Raw genomic sequence first — 15,414 nt, 5'->3', positions numbered from 1 at the left:
AAGGTCCTCCTCCGCTCTGCAATACGCATTGTGCAAGAGCTCTTGTCTAACCGCTAGGGCGAAATCGCCCCTTGAGCAGAAAAGCAAAGGCAGCCAGCCGACGGGGTCGAACCCCCTGTGCGCCGTTACTGAGGCTGACTGACGGCCTCTTCCAGGGCCAGGAGTGGGTCGGGGGAGGCGTGGGCGGCTGGGGTCCAGGTGTTGTCGATCAGGCGGTAGGCGTGCCAGTTGCCGTGGTGATCCAGTCGGAGTTGGCGGTCGGGGTGCACGGTGAGCCGGTTGGCGGTGAGTTCGATGGCGTCGATCTCTTCGGCGAGGAGGTCCATCCGGGCTCTGGCCAGCTCCGCCGGCGTCGGCTCCCATGGGTGCTCGAGTACGTCGAGTCCGGCGAAGCCGCCGTACTGCCAGGCCTGGACGCCGAGGCCGAGGTCGGCCGGTCGGGCTGTCGCTTCGGCTAGGCCGTCGAGCAACTCGGGGAAGTCGGCGGCCAGTCGTACGGCGTCCTGCCACTCGTCGAGTGGTTGGGGTTCCGGAGTTCCGTTGAGGAGGGCGATGAGTAGTGCACGCGCTCGTCGGGAGGCGTCGAGGACGAGCATCGGCAGTACGCCGGGAGCCAGTGGCGGTGGTGGTTCGATCCCGCTGACCGCCAACTCCTCCAGGGACACCTTGCGGGTTACGTCGGGGAGGTCCGGCAATGAACCTCGACGCGAGGTGACCTGAACCTCAGGTTGAGCTTCAGCCTCGGCGACCGGACCGGCGGAGCGGGCGACGAGTTGGTTGAGCAGTACGTCGCGGGAGCGGCCTCGCAGGTGGAGTAGGACGAAGGGGTCGGAGTCGAGCAGCCAGGCGACCTGGTAGGACAAGCCGGCGGCGTGCTGGCATGGCAGCTCCCAGGCGTCACAGGTGCAGCTCGGGTCGAGGTCGCCGATACCGGGCAGCAGTTCGATGCCGGCGGACTCTGCGGCCTCGACCAGGTCGTGCGGCATCTCACCGTCAAGGAGAGCTGCAATGTGGCCGGCTCGCGCCGCGACCTGATCGAGGAAACGCTCCCACTCGGGCTCGGTCAGCTCGTCCACCCGGACGGCGACCTCGTAGGTGTCGTCGGGGGAGTAGACCGTCGCCCCGATCCGGCCCGGGCTGATCGTGATCGTCCCGACGTACCCGGAGTTCGCGTACCGGCGGCCCTTCTTCAGCTGCATGTTGTCCAGCGAGGTGTCCTCCAGGGCCTGGACCCACGCGCGCGCCCACCACGACTGGCCGCGGGTGCTCCGCCGCTGCGCCGGGAACGCCGGATATCCCTGCGCGGTGCTCATCGCAGACCTCCCCGCAGCTCGACGAGATCAGCCAGCTCGTCATTCGACAGTTCGGTGAGCGCCGCTTCGCCACCAGCCAGTACGGCGTCGGCCAGCTCGCGTTTGGCGGCGAGCATGGCCGCGATCCGGTCCTCGATGGTGCCTTCGGCAATCAAGCGGTGGACCTGCACGGGCTTGGTCTGCCCGATCCGGTACGCCCGGTCGGTCGCCTGATCCTCGACCGCCGGATTCCACCAGCGGTCGTAGTGCACGACGTGGTCTGCTCGCGTCAGGTTGAGCCCGGTCCCGGCTGCCTTGAGCGACAGCAAGAACACCGGTACGTCGCCTGCCTGGAACCGCTCGACCATCTCCTCGCGCGTCCGGACCGGCGTCCCACCGTGCAGCAGTTGGGTCGCGATCCCGCGGGCCGCCAGGTGACGCTCGAGCAGTCGCGCCATCGCGACGTACTGGGTGAAGACCAGGACCGCGCCGTCTTCGGCGACGATCGTCTCGAGCAGTTCGTCGAGGAGTTCGAGCTTGCCGGAGCGGCCGGTCAGGCGGGCGTCCTCGCCTTCCTTCAGGTACTGCGCGGGATGGTTGCAGATCTGCTTGAGGCCGGTCAGCAGCTTCACGATCGCGCCGCGGCGGGCCATCCGATCGCTGGCGGTGACGGCTGCCATGAGTTCGCGCACGGTCGCTTCGTAGAGGCTGGCCTGTTCGCGGGTGAGTGAGACGGTCTGATCCGTCTCGGTCTTCGGGGGCAGCTCGGGTGCGATCCCGGGGTCGGACTTCTTCCGCCGGAGCAGGAACGGCCGGACCAGTTTCGCGAGCCGCTCCGCGACCTCCTCGTCCTTGTCGGCCTCGATCGGCGTCGCCCATTGGGTGCGGAACGTGCTGAGCCGCCCGAGCAATCCGGGCGTCGTCCAGTCGAGGATCGCCCACAGCTCGGACAGGTTGTTCTCCACCGGTGTGCCGGTCAGCGCGACCCGCGCCTGGGAAGGCACGGTTCGCAGCGCCTTCGCCGTACCGGATGAGGGGTTCTTCACGTGTTGCGCCTCGTCCGCGACGACGAGACCCCAGCGATGAGCGCCGAGTCGGGCGGCGTCGCGTCGCAACGTCCCGTACGTCGTGAGCACGAACCCCTCCTCGGCTCCGTCGAGCGAACGAGCCGAACCGTGGAACCGCCGTACGGGAGTGCCGGGGGCGAAGCGGTTGACCTCGCGCTCCCAGTTACCGAGCAGGGAGGCCGGGCAGACCACAAGCGTCGGTCCGGCAGTCCCGGCGGACTCCTGCCGATGCAGGTGCAGCGAGATCAGCGTGATCGTCTTGCCGAGACCCATATCGTCGGCGAGGCAGCCGCCGAGCCCGAGCGACGTCATCCGGGCCAGCCATCGCAGACCGCGCAGCTGATAGTCGCGCAGCGTTGCCTGCAGACCAGCCGGTACGTCGATGAGCTCGTCCGCGTGCTCGGGATCGGCGATCCGGGTGCGCAGCTCGGACAGCCACTCGGTGGGCTCGACCTTGATCTGCTGGCCGTCCACCTCGGTGGTGCCGGTCAGGGCAGCGCTCAGGGCGTCGATCGGCGTGACCGGTTTGAGGATGCGATCGCGAGCCTTGCGGGCCAGCTCGGGGTCGATCAGCATCCACTGGTCGCGCAGCCGGACCACTGGCCGGGTGGCCTCGGCGAGCTTGTCGAGCTCGTCTTCGGTCAGTGGGTCGTCGCCGAGCGCGACCTGCCAGCGGAAGTCGAGGGTGGCGTCACCGCCGAAGAAGCTCGGCAGGTCGCTCGGCCGGCGCTGCGGTGCGGTGATCGCGGCCCGTGCCTTGAGGTCGCGTCCGAGGCTGCGTGGCCAATGAAGCTCAACGCCCGCAGCGGCCAGCCGTTGGGCTGTGCCGGTCAGGAGGTCGCCGATCTCGTAGTCGGCCAGCTCGATCTGATCGGGTACGACGGAATCCAGCAGCCGTGCCAACGGCGCCCAGACCCGCCCTGCCCGGCGAAGCGCGAGCGTCGCGTCGATCCGGGCGCGCGGCCCGAACCCCGGGACCACGGCGGCCCAGACGTCGTCCGCGTCGCGCACGAGCGTCGGGTCCTTGAGGCTGTGCAACTGGACGACCGCGTGAAAGGTCTGCGACTCCGACATCTCGATCCGCAGTGACACCCGGACCCCGCTGTCGAGTCCGACCGACACCTCGTCGGCCCAGCGCCGCAGCTTTTCGGCCCGCTGCGGAGCCTTGGCCGCGAACAGGCCTCCGCCTTGTGCCTTCGCGGCGGCGGGCGAGCGCGGCATCCCGTCGGCCACCGCGTCCCAGAACGCCCGGACCAGCGCTTCGGCCGCGAGCTCGCCAGGGATGGCGGCAGCTGGCATCGCCTCGGCGAGCGCGACCAGCCGGGTGACGTCAGCCGACTCCAGTGGCCCCATCCGCCAGGCGTCGTACCCGTCGGGGGAGACGCCGGGTAACAACTTGCCCCGGGCAACCAACTGCAGTGCCCCTACGGCCGCGGAACCCCAGAACACCGCCGACGGATGCGCCCCTGGCTCGCGCCGCATCCGTCCGAGCATCGGTACGGCGTCGGCCACGCTCACGCTGATCGCGCGCACCGACCCCGTCTCCAGCTCGAGCTGGACCTGCTCGCCGACACCGAGCGGGAGCGAGCCGCCCTCCGGATCCCAGAACAGCACCTTGCCGTTCCGCGGCGGATCCGAAGGCACGAACCCGACCGCACACCCCGACAACTCAGACAACCGCACTCCCCAACAGTCCCGACCGACCAGTCCCCGTTACGCACTCATAGCTCAGACCGTGAGCACCTCCGCGTCCGTCGGCCCGGCGCCGGGCTGCTCGAACTGTGTCCGGTAGAGCTCTTCGTAGCGGCCCTCGGCAGCCAGCAGGGCGGTGTGCGTGCCCTGCTCGACGATCCGGCCGTCCTCGATCACGAGGATCTGGTCGGCGGCGCGGATCGTGGAGAGCCGGTGCGCGATGACTACCGCCGTCCGGCCGGCCAGTGCCTCGGTGAGCGCAGCCTGCACGGCGGCCTCGTTGGTCGAGTCCAATGCGGCGGTTGCCTCGTCGAGGATGACGACGCGCGGTTGTGCCAGCAGCAGGCGCGCGATCGTCAGTCGCTGCCGCTCACCACCGGACAGCCGGTAGCCGCGCTCGCCGACGACCGTGTCGAGGTCATCCGGCAGCGACCGGATCAGGTCTTCGAGCCGGGCGCGCCGCAGTGAGTCCCACAGCTCTTCCTCGGTCGCCTCGGGCCGTGCCAGCAGCAGGTTCTCGCGGATCGAGTCGTGGAACAGGTGGCCGTCCTGCGTGACCATGCCGAGCGTTTCCCGCAGCGACTCGGCCGATACATCCCGTACGTCGACGCCCGCGAGCTGCACCGAGCCGGAATCGACGTCGTACAGCCGGGGGATGAGCTGGGCGATCGTGGATTTGCCGGCGCCGGAGGAGCCGACGAGCGCGACCATCTGTCCAGCCTCGGCCCGGAAGGACATGTCGTGCAGGACCTCGACGCCGCCGCGCGTGTCGAGCTTCGCGACCTCCTCGAGTGAGGCGAGCGAGACCTTGTCGGCCGACGGGTAGGCGAAGCGGACGTTGGTGAACTCGACCGAGACTGGTCCGGCCGGCACGGTTCCTGCGTCCGGCTTGTCCTGGATGAGGGGCTTGAGGTCGAGGACCTCGAAGACCCGCTCGAAGCTGACCAGCGCTGTCATCACCTCGAGCCGCGCACTCGCCAGCGCGGTGAGCGGTGCGTAGAGACGTGTAAGCAGTAGCGCCATCGAGACGACGGCGCCGGCGTCGAGCTGGTCGCGCAGCGCGTAGAACCCGCCGAGGCCGTAGACCACGGCCAGCGCGAGCGCCGACACGAGCGTCAGCGAGGTGACGAAGATCCACTGCACCATCGCCGTCCGGACGCCGATGTCGCGCACCCGCCGGGCCCGCGACGCGAACTCGGCGGACTCGCGCGCCGGTCGGCCGAAGAGCTTCACCAGCGTCGCGCCGGGCGCGGAGAACCGCTCGGTCATCTGTGTGCTCATCGTCGCGTTGTAGTTGGCGGCCTCGCGCTCGAGCGCGGCCAGCCGGCGTCCGACCCGCCGGGCCGGAATGACGAAGATTGGCAGGATCACCAGCGCGAGCAGCGTGATCTGCCAGGACACGCGCAGCATCACCACCAGGGTCAGTGCGAGCATGACGAGGTTGCTCACCACGCCGGACAACGTGTCGCTGAAGGCGCGCTGCGCGCCGATCACGTCGTTGTTCAGCCGGGAGACCAGCGCGCCGGTGCGCGTGCGGGTGAAGAACGCGATCGGCATCCGCTGGATGTGGTCGAAGACCGCGGTCCGCAGATCGAGGATCAGCCCTTCGCCGATCCGGGCCGACAGCCACCGGGTGAGCATGCTGATCCCAGCCTCGGCGACCGCGATCACTGCGATCAGGACGGCCAGGCGCACTACGGTGCCGACGGCTTTGTGGCCGACGATCGCGTCGACCACGCGGCCGGCCAGCACCGGCGTGGCCACGGCGAGCACCGCGGCGCCGATGCTGAGCACGAGGAACGAGATCAGCTGGCGTTTGTGCGGGCGCGCGAACGCGAGGATCCGGAGCAGGGTCGCCTTCGAGAACGGGCGTCGGTCGTCTGAGGCGTGCATCGCGTGGTACAGCGAGTTCCACGCGGTCATTTCCATACTCACAGCTGGCTCCACGGCGTCGGTCGATCGGGTGTGTCGATGATTCCCTACCTCACCGACAGTTTTTCCGACCGTAGAACCTCGACAATGCTTGAGGTCAATCCCCGATCGAACTGGGTACAGTGTACGAAGAATATCCGATCCGGCAGAATCGCGCACATGACGCAGGAGTACAGCGGTAGCGGGGACCCGGCGAAGAGCCTCGAGTTGCTCTGGCGCAAGCAGAAGCAGCCGACCCGGGGCCCGAAGCCGGCGCTGACCGTCGAGGGGATCGTCGAGGCCGCACTCCGGGTCGCCGACGCGGAGGGGATCGGCGCGATGTCGATGCGCCGGGTCGCCGACGAGGTCGGCGCCGGTGCGATGACGCTCTACCGCTACATCCCCGGCAAGGCCGAGCTCCTCGACGTCATGCTCGACACCGTGTACGGCGAGCTGCCGCGTCGCGTCGTATCGGGGGATTGGCGGGCGAAGCTGGATGAGGTGGCTCGGGAGAATCGTGAGCTCTACCTGCGGCACGCCTGGATGCTCCATGTGGCGGTGAGCCGCCCGCCGCTCGGTCCGCAGGTGATGGCGAAGTACGAGTACGAGCTGGCCGCGATCGAGGGGATCGGGCTGACCGATGTGGAGATGGACGCCACGGTCGCCCTCGTCAACGGGTACGTACACGGCGCCGTACGGGCGGTGGTCGAGGCGCGGCAGGTCATTCAGCATTCGGGGATGACCGACAAGGAGTGGTGGCTGGCCCATGTGCCGCATCTGGACCGGATCGCCGATGTCGAGAGCTTCCCGCTGTCGACCCGGGTCGGGAGTACCGTCGGCGAGGAGTTCGACGCGCCGTACGACTCGGATTATGCCTTCGAGTACGGCCTGGCGCGGCTGCTCGACGGGATCGCGAGCCTGGTGACGGAGCGCCGGTAAATATAGTTGTGAGTGAGTACTCACTCAGTTAGTCTCGACGCGTGACACCACGAGCCACGCCACTGCCGCCCGAGGAACGCCGCGCCGCCATCGTCGCGGCGGCGCTGCCGTTGCTGCAGGAGCACGGTCCGGAGGTCAGCACGAAGCAGATCGCCGAGGCCGCGGGCATCGCCGAGGGCACGATCTTCCGGGCCTTCGGCAGCAAGGACGCGCTCGTCGACGCCGCGCTGGCCAAGGCCTTCGACATCAGCGACCTGTTGACCGCGCTCCATCGGATCGACCGCGCGCTGCCGCTGCGGCAGCGGGTGATCGACGCGGTCGAGATCGGCCAGGAGCGGCTGCGCGGTGTCTTCAAGCTGATGTTCGCGATGCGGCTGGCCCGGCCGCCGGAGCTGAAGCCGTCACCGGAGGAGGAGGCGCGGCGCAAGCGCCAGTCCGACCTCGTGAACCTTGCCTACGCGGACCTGCTGCGTCCCGACGCGGACCAGTTGCGGTTCTCGCCCGAGGAGGCCGTGTGTCGTCTGCAGATGATCACGTTCTCCGGAACCCACCCAATGATTTCCGGTGGCCAGGTGCTGACCGCCGAGGAGATCGTCGACTTCGCGTTCGACGGTCTTCGCCGGCACGACAGCGGTCGGGACCCGGTCACCAAGGAGGTCGCCGAACTCGCACTCGGCGGCCGCCAGTCACACCACCCAGGGGATGATTGATGTTAGTTCGACTCTTGCGTACGCACCTGCGTCCGTACGCGGGAAACCTGTCCCTGGTGGTCGTCCTGCAGCTGGTCGGGACGATCGCCTCCCTCTACCTCCCCAGTCTCAACGCCGACATCATCGACAAGGGCGTCGTGACCGGGGACACCGGTTACATCATGCGGACCGGCAGCTGGATGCTCGGCGTCAGCCTGGTGCAGATTCTCTGCACGGTCGTCGCGGTGTACTTCGGGGCCAAGACCGCCGCGCTGTTCGGCCGCGACGTGCGCGCCGCGGTGTTCCACAAGGTCGGCGAGTTCTCCGCCCGTGAGGTGAACCAGTTCGGTGCCCCGACGCTGATCTCGCGCAGCACCAACGACGTCACCCAGGTGCAGATGCTGGTCGTCACCACCTGCACGATGCTGGTCGCGGCCCCGATCACGATGATCGGCGGCATCTTCATGGCCGTCCGCGAGGACGCCGGCCTGTCCTGGCTGGTCGCGGTCGCGGTCCCGCTGCTGGCAGTCTGTATCGGCCTGATCGCGAGCCGGATGGTGCCGCAGTTCCAGCGGATGCAGAAGTACGTCGACGGCGTGAACCGCGTGCTGCGTGAGCAGATCACCGGCATCCGGGTCGTCCGCGCGTTCGTCCGCGAACCGCACGAGACCGAACGCTTCGGTACGGCGAACGGTGACCTGACCGACTCCGCGATCCGGGCCGGCCGGCTGATGGCGCTGATCTTCCCCGTCGTGATGCTGATCCTGAACCTGTCCAGCGTCGCGGTGCTGTGGTTCGGCGCCTCCCGGGTGGAGAACGGCTCGATGGAGGTCGGTGAACTCACCGCCTTCCTGAGCTACCTGATCCAGATACTGTTCTCGGTGATGATGGCGACGTTCGTGATGATCATGGTGCCGCGAGCCACCGTCTGTGCCGACCGGATCACCGAGGTGCTCAGCACCGACTCGTCGGTGGTGGTGCCGCTGACTCCGATCACGGAGTTCACCGGTCAGGGACAGCTGGTCTTCGAGAACGCATCGTTCTCGTTCCCGGGGGCTGCCGAGCCGGTCCTGCGCGACATCAGTTTCGTCGCGTCGCCAGGGCAGACGACGGCGATCATCGGGAGCACCGGCGCCGGTAAGACGACGCTGCTCTCGCTGGTCCCGCGTCTGATGGACGCCACCGAGGGACGCGTGCTGGTGGATGGTATCGACGTACGGGACATCGAGCCGGAGGCGCTCTGGGAGCGCATCGGGCTGGTGCCGCAGCGTCCGTACCTGTTCTCCGGGACGGTGGCGAGCAACCTGCGTTACGGCAATCCGGAGGCCACCGACGAGGAGCTCTGGACGGCGCTGGAGATTGCCCAGGGCAAGGACTTCGTCGAGTCGATGCCGCAGGGGCTGGAGTCGCCGATCGCGCAGGGCGGCACGAACGTGTCCGGTGGTCAGCGGCAGCGGCTGGCGATCGCCCGGGCGCTGGTCCGCCAACCGGAGATCTACCTGTTCGACGACTCGTTCTCCGCGCTCGACCTGGCCACGGACGCCCGCCTGCGGGCTGCGCTGCGGCCGGTGACGCGGGAGGCGTGTGTGGTGATCGTGGCCCAGCGGGTGTCCACGATCGTGGATGCCGACCAGATCATCGTGATCGAGGACGGCGCGATCGTCGGCAAGGGCCGGCATGACGAGTTGCTCGACACCTGTCCGACGTACGTCGAGATCGTCGAGTCCCAGCGTTCCGCGGAGGAGGCCGCGTGAACGAGCGAAGCGAGTTCACCATTCAATACAGCGAGCTCCGCTCATTGGCGCCCGCAGCGAAGCGAGGACGACAATGAGTGACGAGAATGCGGCCCCCGAGGGGGAGCAGAAGACGGTCAAGGCCACGGAGCGGCCGACGACGGGTCGCGCGTTCGGGCCTCCGGGAGGTATTCCGGGGGACAAGTCGATGAACTTCGGTCCGTCGGCCAAGCGGTTGCTGAAGCGGCTTCGCCCGCAGCGGGTGCAGGTGTCGGTCGTCGTGCTGCTCGCGATCTGCAGCGTCGGCCTGGCCGTGCTCGGTCCGAAGATCCTGGGCCGGGTCACCGACATCATCTTCGCCGGCTTCATCGGCAAGAAGTTCCCGGCCAGCATGACCAAGCAGCAGATCATCGAGCAGACCCGCGCGTCCGGCAACGGCCGGCTCGCCGATCTGCTGCAGGGGATCGACCTGGTCCCCGGCGCCGGGATCGATTTCGATGCCTTGCGCAACGTTCTGCTGCTGGTCCTGGCCCTGTACGTCGGGTCCTTCTTCCTGTCCTGGATGCAGGGCTACATCCTGAACGGCGTAGTCCAGCGGACCGTGTTCAGTCTGCGGTCCGAGGTCGAGGACAAGCTGAACCGGCTGCCGCTGAGCTACTTCGACGGTGCGCCGCGCGGTGAGCTGCTGAGCCGGGTCACCAACGACATCGACAACATCTCGACCAGCCTGCAGCAGACGCTGAGCCAGTTGCTCACCTCGCTGCTCACGGTGATCGGCGTGCTGACGATGATGTTCGTGGTCTCGCCGTTGCTGGCGCTGATCGCGCTGGTGTCGATCCCGATCTCGATGATCGTCACGGCCGTGATCGCCAAGCGGTCGCAGGCCAGGTTCGTCGCCCAGTGGCGGCACACCGGCGCGTTGAACGGCCAGATCGAGGAGGCGTTCACCGGGCACGAACTGGTGAAGGTCTTCGGCCGGCAGAAGGAGATCGAGGCGTCGTTCGCGACGAAGAACGAGGAGTTGTACCAGGCCGCGTTCGGGGCCCAGTTCATCTCCGGCCTGATCATGCCGCTGATGATGTTCGTCGGGAACCTGAACTACGTGGTGATCGCGGTCGTCGGTGGCCTGCGGGTCGCCTCCGGCCAGCTGTCGTTGGGTGACGTGCAGGCGTTCATCCAGTACTCGCGGCAGTTCACCCAGCCGCTCACCCAGGTCGCCTCGATGGCGAACCTGCTGCAGTCGGGGGTCGCGTCGGCCGAGCGGGTCTTCGAGGTCCTCGACGCCGAGGAGCAGGTGCCGGACGACGCCACCCCGGAGACCGTCACGCAGGCCCGGGGCCGAGTCGAGTTCGAGCACGTGTCGTTCTCGTACAACCCGGACAAGCCGCTGATCACCGACCTGAGCCTGGTCGCCGAACCCGGGATGACGGTCGCGATCGTCGGCCCGACCGGCGCCGGCAAGACCACCCTGGTCAACCTGATCATGCGCTTCTACGAGCTCAACGGCGGCCGGATCACGCTCGACGGGATCGACATCACCGAGCTGACCCGCCACGACCTGCGTTCGCGGATCGGCATGGTCCTGCAGGACACCTGGCTGTTCGGCGGCACCATCCGCGACAACATCCTCTACGGCAACCTCAACGCCACCGAGGAAGACATGCTGGCCGCGGCCAAGGCGACGTACGTGGATCGCTTCGTGCACAGCCTGCCGGACGGCTACGACACGGTCATCGACGAGGAAGGCAGCAACGTCAGCGCCGGTGAGAAGCAGTTGCTCACCATCGCCCGCGCGTTCCTGGCCGACCCGCAGTTGCTGATCCTCGACGAAGCGACCAGCTCGGTCGACACCCGCACCGAGGTCCTGGTCCAGCGTGCCATGGCCGCCCTCCGGTCCGACCGCACCAGCTTCGTCATCGCCCACCGGCTCTCCACCATCCGGGACGCGAACCTGATCCTGGTGATGGAGAACGGTGCCATCGTCGAACAGGGCAACCACCGGGAGCTCCTGGCCCTCGACGGTGCCTACGCCAACCTCTACAACGCCCAGTTCAGTGGCGCGGTAGCGGACATCGACGCCGAGGCTGTAGCCGTCGGCCCCGCAGGTCGGCCGGGAGCCCCGGTTCTTCGGAGCTGACGTGTTCTCGCCGTCCATGACTTCTATCCGGAGTCATGGACGGCGAGAGGCCTGCGGTCGCTCTCTGGTCTGATTCACTCGGGCGATGCGCAGCAAACTCCCCGCCGTACTGCTCGGTGCCCTGTTGTTGGTCACAGCCTGCGGAACACAGCCGGCGCCCACAGCAACCGACCGGGAGGTGCCCGTCGATTCCTCCTGCGACACGCCGCCAGTTGGGGAAGCCGCCGATCCGAAGGACGGAGTCCGGATCACCGGTGTGAGCAGTGTTGCGCCGCACTGCGCCCACTTCGAAGTCACCAACTCCGGCAAGGAAACTGCCGACTACACGGTCACCTTCGCCTTCCTGACGACTTCCGGTGAGGCAGTGGTGAACCCGTCGCAGACAGTGCCAGGTGTGAAGCCGGGCCGGACGGTGAAGGACACCGTCACCACGGACGACGCGCGCGGGGTCCAGTTCCGCGTGAAGATCATCAAGGTGCGGAGCATCCCCGCAGCCGAAGCGCCTTCCAAGGGCGGCGCGTGCCCGCGCTCGGGAGTGCGCCTGTACGCCGATGAAGACGCCGAGGCGGCCATGGGAGTCCGTGTCCTGGGGATCCACTGGGAGAACTGCGGCACGCGGACCGTCTCCGTCAACGGCCAACCGCGGTTGCAGCTCCTCGACGAGAGCCACCGACCCGTCAACGATATAGAGATCACGAACGACGGCAAGGCTCAGCCGCTGGTCCTGAAGCGCGGCGAACGCGCCACTGCGACGCTGACCTGGCGCAACACCCTCGAGGCCGGCCTCACCAATGTGAACAGCCCCTATGCCAGAGTCTGGGCCAAGCGCGGCGCCGCACCGGTCATGCTGACACCCGAGTTCGACCTGGGCAGCACGGGCAAGCTCGCCGTTAGCCCGTGGAAGAAGGACCAGCCCTAGCTCGCGTGGTGTGTCACCCATTCGCGGAACGCGGCGGGGGCTGAGTACATGGGCATGTGGTCGGCGTGGGGGAGTACTGAGAGGGTGGAATCGGGGGCTTGGGCGGCTAGGCGTTGGGCCCAGAGCTGGGTGCCTTGGAAGTCGTGTCTGCCGACGAGGACGTGCACCGGTACGGCGAGTTCGGCGAATCGGGTCTTGATCGGCGGGTCGAGTTCTTGGCCGTGGGCCTCGGGCATGGTCAGGACGCGGGCGTTGGCGATGGCGAGGCCGGTCAGGAGTCGGCGGTCGGGTTCGGCGACCTGTGGGCACCAGCCGTCGATGTCGTGAGCGGCCGCGGCCGGGATGCCTTCGGTCGCGAGGAGGTCCTCGATCTCGGCGAAGTGCTCGCGCATCACGACGCGCGCGGCCTCCTCGACCGGCGACGGATCGGGGAACTCACCGAACGACGGCGCCAGGGCACACACCTTCATCACCCGCTCGGGATGGCGGTGGGCGAAGGCCAGCGCCCGGCGACCGCCGTCCGACGAACCGACCAGGACTGCCCGGGAGACACCGGCTGCGTCCAGTACGGCGAGCAGGTCCGCGATCTCGTCGTACGGGCTGTACGACGGTGACGAGAGACCGTTGTCGCGATAGTCCCAGGTGGTGACGCGGGCGAACTTCGCGAGCCAGGCGACCGTCGGGGTCCACATCCGGGTGTCGGCCAGGCCGCCGTTCAGGAGGACGACGTCGAGACCGCCGTCGCCGTGCTGTTCGTAGTAGAGGTACCCGTCAGGGACGTCGACATAGTGTCCGCGCATGCCCCGGAGTTTCTCGCCCGCCGGGGCCTGCGCACATCGGGAAGATTCCCTAGATGCCGCGCGACAGTCGTCGTACGGCGAGCTCGGCCAGCAGGGCGGCGGCGTCGGGGAGGATCGAGTCGTCGAAGTCGGCCAACGGCGAGTGGTTGTCGGCGGCCTTGTCGGGGTCGGCGGCGCGGCAGGCGCTCAGGTTGAGGTAGACGCCGGGGACCTCGTTCAGGACGTAGGACATGTCTTCGGCGCCGCAGCGCGGGTTGGCGCGTTCGCGGAAGCGGTCGGCGCCGAAGAGGTCGACGATCGTGTCGCGGGCGAAGGCGTACTCGTCGGGGTTGTTGACGGTGACGGGGTAGCCGATGCGGTAGGCGACCTCGGCGACCAGACCGTGGGCGGCCGCCATCGCCTCGACCAGGTGCGTCGAGGCCTGCTGGACCTTGGCCCGGGTCTGCTCGGAGAACGTCCGGACGGTCGCGTCGAAGAACGCGTCGTCGGGGATGATGTTCTCCTTGGTACCGCCCGCGATCCGGCCGACGGTGAGCACGACCGGGTCGAACACGTCGAACTGCCGCGTGATCATCGTCTGCAGAGCGGTCACCATCTCGCAGGCGACCGGGATCGGGTCCTTGCCCCGGAACGGCGTCGACCCGTGCGTCCCGGCGCCGACGACGCGCACCGAGAGTTGATCAGCCGCGGCCATGAACGGACCGGGCCGGCTGCTCCACATCCCGAGCGGCTGGACGGCGGCGCCGACGTGCAGACCGTAGGCGGCGTCCGCCCGGCGGCCCGCGGCTTCAAGCACACCCTCACGGATCATGATCGGCGCGCCGCCGGTGGTCTCCTCGCCGGGCTGGAACATGAAGACGACATCGCCGGCGAGCGTGGGCTGCAGCGCCGACAAGATCTTGGCCGCACCGACCAGACCAGCCACGTGCAGGTCGTGGCCGCAGGCATGCATCATGCCGGGATGCTGCGACACATACGGTACGTCGACGCGCTCGGTCACCGGCAGGGCATCCATGTCACCGCGCAGCAGCACGACCGGACCAGGCCCGCCACCACCCCGCAGTACGGCGGTCACCGACGACAGCTCCTTGCCCAGCGTGATCTCGAGCGGCAGACCGGCGAGCGCGTCGAGGATCAGGCGCTGGGACTTGGGCAGCTCGAGGTCGTACTCGGGGACCTGGTGGAGGGCGCGCCGGAGCGCGATGATCTCGTCGCCGATACCGCGAGCGAGCTCAACGGTCGCGGTCATGCCTTCGGTCCCAGGTTGAGGGCGGACATCACGCGCTGGGCGCTGGTCCGCAGTTCGAGCAGCTCCACGAGGTCGAGCCACTTCTCCGGGTCGTGCACCTGGCGCGGGATCTGGAAGTTGGCGATCGTGACCGGCGCGTCCTTGGCGACCGCGACCACCTTCGGCGCGACGTCCAGATAGTCGGCCGCGTCCAGGATCTTCCGCTTCACCCCGGCAGCCATCGGCGTACTCGGGTCGGCGGCAGCCGCGCGGATGCTGTCCAGATCGCCGTACGACGTGATCAGCGAGGCGGCGGTCTTCTCGCCGATCCCCTTGACGCCGGGCAGGCCGTCGGAGGCGTCACCGCGCAGGGTGGCGAAGTCGGCGTACCGGTTCGCGGGGATCTCGTACTTCGCGAGCAGCGCCTTCTCGTCGTACACGTCCGCACGGCCGACGCCCTTGGCCGCCGTGTAGACGACGCGGATGCCGCGGCTGTCGTCGATCAGCTGGAACAGGTCCCGGTCGCCGGTGACGACGTCGACCGGCATGGTCGCCTGGTGCGACAGCGTGCCGATCACGTCGTCGGCCTCGTGGTCGGCCGCACCCACGATCGCGATGCCGAGCGCGTCCAGGCAGGCGCGGATGTAGGGCACCTGCACCTCGAGGCGGTCCGGCACGTCCTCGACCTGGTCGCCCTTCGGCGACACGTACTCGACCCGCTGCGCCTTGTACGACGGGATCAGCGCGACCCGCCAGGACGGCCGCCAGTTGTCGTCCCAGCAGGCGACCAGATGGGTCGGCCGGTGGTTCTCGACCAGGCGGGCGATGAAGTCGAGCAGTCCGCGGATCGCGTTCGTCGGCGTCCCGTCGGCGGCCTTCATCGTGTCCGGTACGCCGAAGAACGCCCGGAAGTACAACGACGCGGTGTCGAGCAGCATCAGCCGCTGTCCGGTCCCAAGATCCATCTCAGCCATGAGGGGATGCTTTCATGCCGGGGTCCCACGGCA

General features: G+C 68.3%; 11 protein-coding genes. 5 read left to right on the top strand and 6 right to left on the bottom strand.

What is annotated here, in order from left to right; translation table 11 throughout:
- Window positions 1-125: 125 nt before the first annotated feature.
- From ACIA49_RS23270 to ACIA49_RS23260, 3 genes are all read right to left on the bottom strand, one after another.
- The gene (locus ACIA49_RS23270) at window positions 126-1,313 is read right to left on the bottom strand and encodes a hypothetical protein (RefSeq protein WP_396379397.1); all 1,188 of its coding nucleotides are present in this window, start codon (window positions 1,311-1,313) and stop codon (window positions 126-128) included.
- Window positions 1,310-3,658 carry a DEAD/DEAH box helicase gene (locus ACIA49_RS23265; protein WP_396379588.1) on the bottom strand — a complete coding sequence of 783 codons (2,349 nt, stop codon included), beginning with the start codon at window positions 3,656-3,658 and terminating at the stop codon, window positions 1,310-1,312. The genes ACIA49_RS23270 and ACIA49_RS23265 overlap by 4 nt, the downstream gene beginning before the upstream one ends.
- A gap of 429 nt (window positions 3,659-4,087) precedes the next feature.
- On the bottom strand, window positions 4,088-5,974 hold the full coding sequence (locus tag ACIA49_RS23260) for an ABC transporter ATP-binding protein (RefSeq protein WP_396379587.1): 1,887 nt from the start codon (window positions 5,972-5,974) through the stop codon (window positions 4,088-4,090).
- Window positions 5,975-6,142: 168 nt separating this feature from the next.
- Between ACIA49_RS23260 and ACIA49_RS23255 the strand changes: the two genes are divergently transcribed.
- The 5 genes from ACIA49_RS23255 to ACIA49_RS23235 all read left to right on the top strand — a co-directional run bounded on the left by ACIA49_RS23255 (window position 6,143) and on the right by ACIA49_RS23235 (window position 12,379).
- Entirely contained in the window at window positions 6,143-6,901 is a 759-nt protein-coding gene (locus ACIA49_RS23255) for a TetR/AcrR family transcriptional regulator (RefSeq protein WP_396379396.1), read from the top strand.
- Window positions 6,902-6,942: 41 nt separating this feature from the next.
- Window positions 6,943-7,611, top strand: a complete 669-nt coding sequence (locus ACIA49_RS23250; RefSeq protein ID WP_396379394.1) for a TetR/AcrR family transcriptional regulator — start codon at window positions 6,943-6,945, stop codon at window positions 7,609-7,611.
- On the top strand, window positions 7,611-9,344 hold the full coding sequence (locus ACIA49_RS23245) for an ABC transporter ATP-binding protein (RefSeq protein WP_396379393.1): 1,734 nt from the start codon (window positions 7,611-7,613) through the stop codon (window positions 9,342-9,344). The genes ACIA49_RS23250 and ACIA49_RS23245 overlap by 1 nt, the downstream gene beginning before the upstream one ends.
- A 73-nt stretch (window positions 9,345-9,417) precedes the next feature.
- Entirely contained in the window at window positions 9,418-11,460 is a 2,043-nt protein-coding gene (locus ACIA49_RS23240) for an ABC transporter ATP-binding protein (RefSeq protein WP_396379392.1), read from the top strand.
- An 85-nt stretch (window positions 11,461-11,545) separates the two neighbouring features.
- Window positions 11,546-12,379: a DUF4232 domain-containing protein gene (locus ACIA49_RS23235; protein WP_396379391.1), complete on the top strand. Its 834-nt coding sequence runs from the start codon at window positions 11,546-11,548 to the stop codon at window positions 12,377-12,379.
- Here ACIA49_RS23235 and ACIA49_RS23230 read toward each other — a convergent pair.
- The 3 genes from ACIA49_RS23230 to ACIA49_RS23220 are packed head-to-tail and all read right to left on the bottom strand — an operon-like array spanning window position 12,376 to window position 15,345.
- On the bottom strand, window positions 12,376-13,179 hold the full coding sequence (locus ACIA49_RS23230) for an alpha/beta fold hydrolase (RefSeq protein ID WP_396379390.1): 804 nt from the start codon (window positions 13,177-13,179) through the stop codon (window positions 12,376-12,378). The genes ACIA49_RS23235 and ACIA49_RS23230 overlap by 4 nt on opposite strands.
- Window positions 13,180-13,228: 49 nt before the next feature.
- Window positions 13,229-14,428 carry a M20 family metallopeptidase gene (locus ACIA49_RS23225; protein ID WP_396379389.1) on the bottom strand — a complete coding sequence of 400 codons (1,200 nt, stop codon included), beginning with the start codon at window positions 14,426-14,428 and terminating at the stop codon, window positions 13,229-13,231.
- Window positions 14,425-15,345 carry a 5'-3' exonuclease H3TH domain-containing protein gene (locus ACIA49_RS23220; RefSeq protein WP_396379586.1) on the bottom strand — a complete coding sequence of 307 codons (921 nt, stop codon included), beginning with the start codon at window positions 15,343-15,345 and terminating at the stop codon, window positions 14,425-14,427. Before ACIA49_RS23220 ends, ACIA49_RS23225 begins: the two co-directional genes overlap by 4 nt.
- Between the last annotated feature and the right edge of the window lie 69 nt (window positions 15,346-15,414).

It is taken from the genome of Kribbella sp. NPDC051587 (genome assembly GCF_044453945.1).
Classification (GTDB): domain Bacteria; phylum Actinomycetota; class Actinomycetes; order Propionibacteriales; family Kribbellaceae; genus Kribbella.
The sequence above is the reverse complement of the archived record's forward strand: the minus strand, read 5'-3'. Positions and strand labels throughout refer to the sequence as shown.

What these genes read in the sequence shown, in the direction of transcription:
- ACIA49_RS23270 (WP_396379397.1), bottom strand. Translation starts at nt 1,313, where the DNA reads ATGAGCACCGCGCAGGGATATCCGGCGTTCCCGGCGCAGCGGCGGAGC.
- ACIA49_RS23265 (WP_396379588.1), bottom strand. Translation starts at nt 3,658, where the DNA reads ATGCCAGCTGCCGCCATCCCTGGCGAGCTCGCGGCCGAAGCGCTGGTC.
- ACIA49_RS23260 (WP_396379587.1), bottom strand. Translation starts at nt 5,974, where the DNA reads ATGACCGCGTGGAACTCGCTGTACCACGCGATGCACGCCTCAGACGAC.
- ACIA49_RS23255 (WP_396379396.1), top strand. Translation starts at nt 6,143, where the DNA reads ATGACGCAGGAGTACAGCGGTAGCGGGGACCCGGCGAAGAGCCTCGAG.
- ACIA49_RS23245 (WP_396379393.1), top strand. Translation starts at nt 7,611, where the DNA reads ATGTTAGTTCGACTCTTGCGTACGCACCTGCGTCCGTACGCGGGAAAC.
- ACIA49_RS23240 (WP_396379392.1), top strand. Translation starts at nt 9,418, where the DNA reads ATGAGTGACGAGAATGCGGCCCCCGAGGGGGAGCAGAAGACGGTCAAG.
- ACIA49_RS23235 (WP_396379391.1), top strand. Translation starts at nt 11,546, where the DNA reads ATGCGCAGCAAACTCCCCGCCGTACTGCTCGGTGCCCTGTTGTTGGTC.
- ACIA49_RS23230 (WP_396379390.1), bottom strand. Translation starts at nt 13,179, where the DNA reads ATGCGCGGACACTATGTCGACGTCCCTGACGGGTACCTCTACTACGAA.
- ACIA49_RS23225 (WP_396379389.1), bottom strand. Translation starts at nt 14,428, where the DNA reads ATGACCGCGACCGTTGAGCTCGCTCGCGGTATCGGCGACGAGATCATC.
- ACIA49_RS23220 (WP_396379586.1), bottom strand. Translation starts at nt 15,345, where the DNA reads ATGCTGCTCGACACCGCGTCGTTGTACTTCCGGGCGTTCTTCGGCGTA.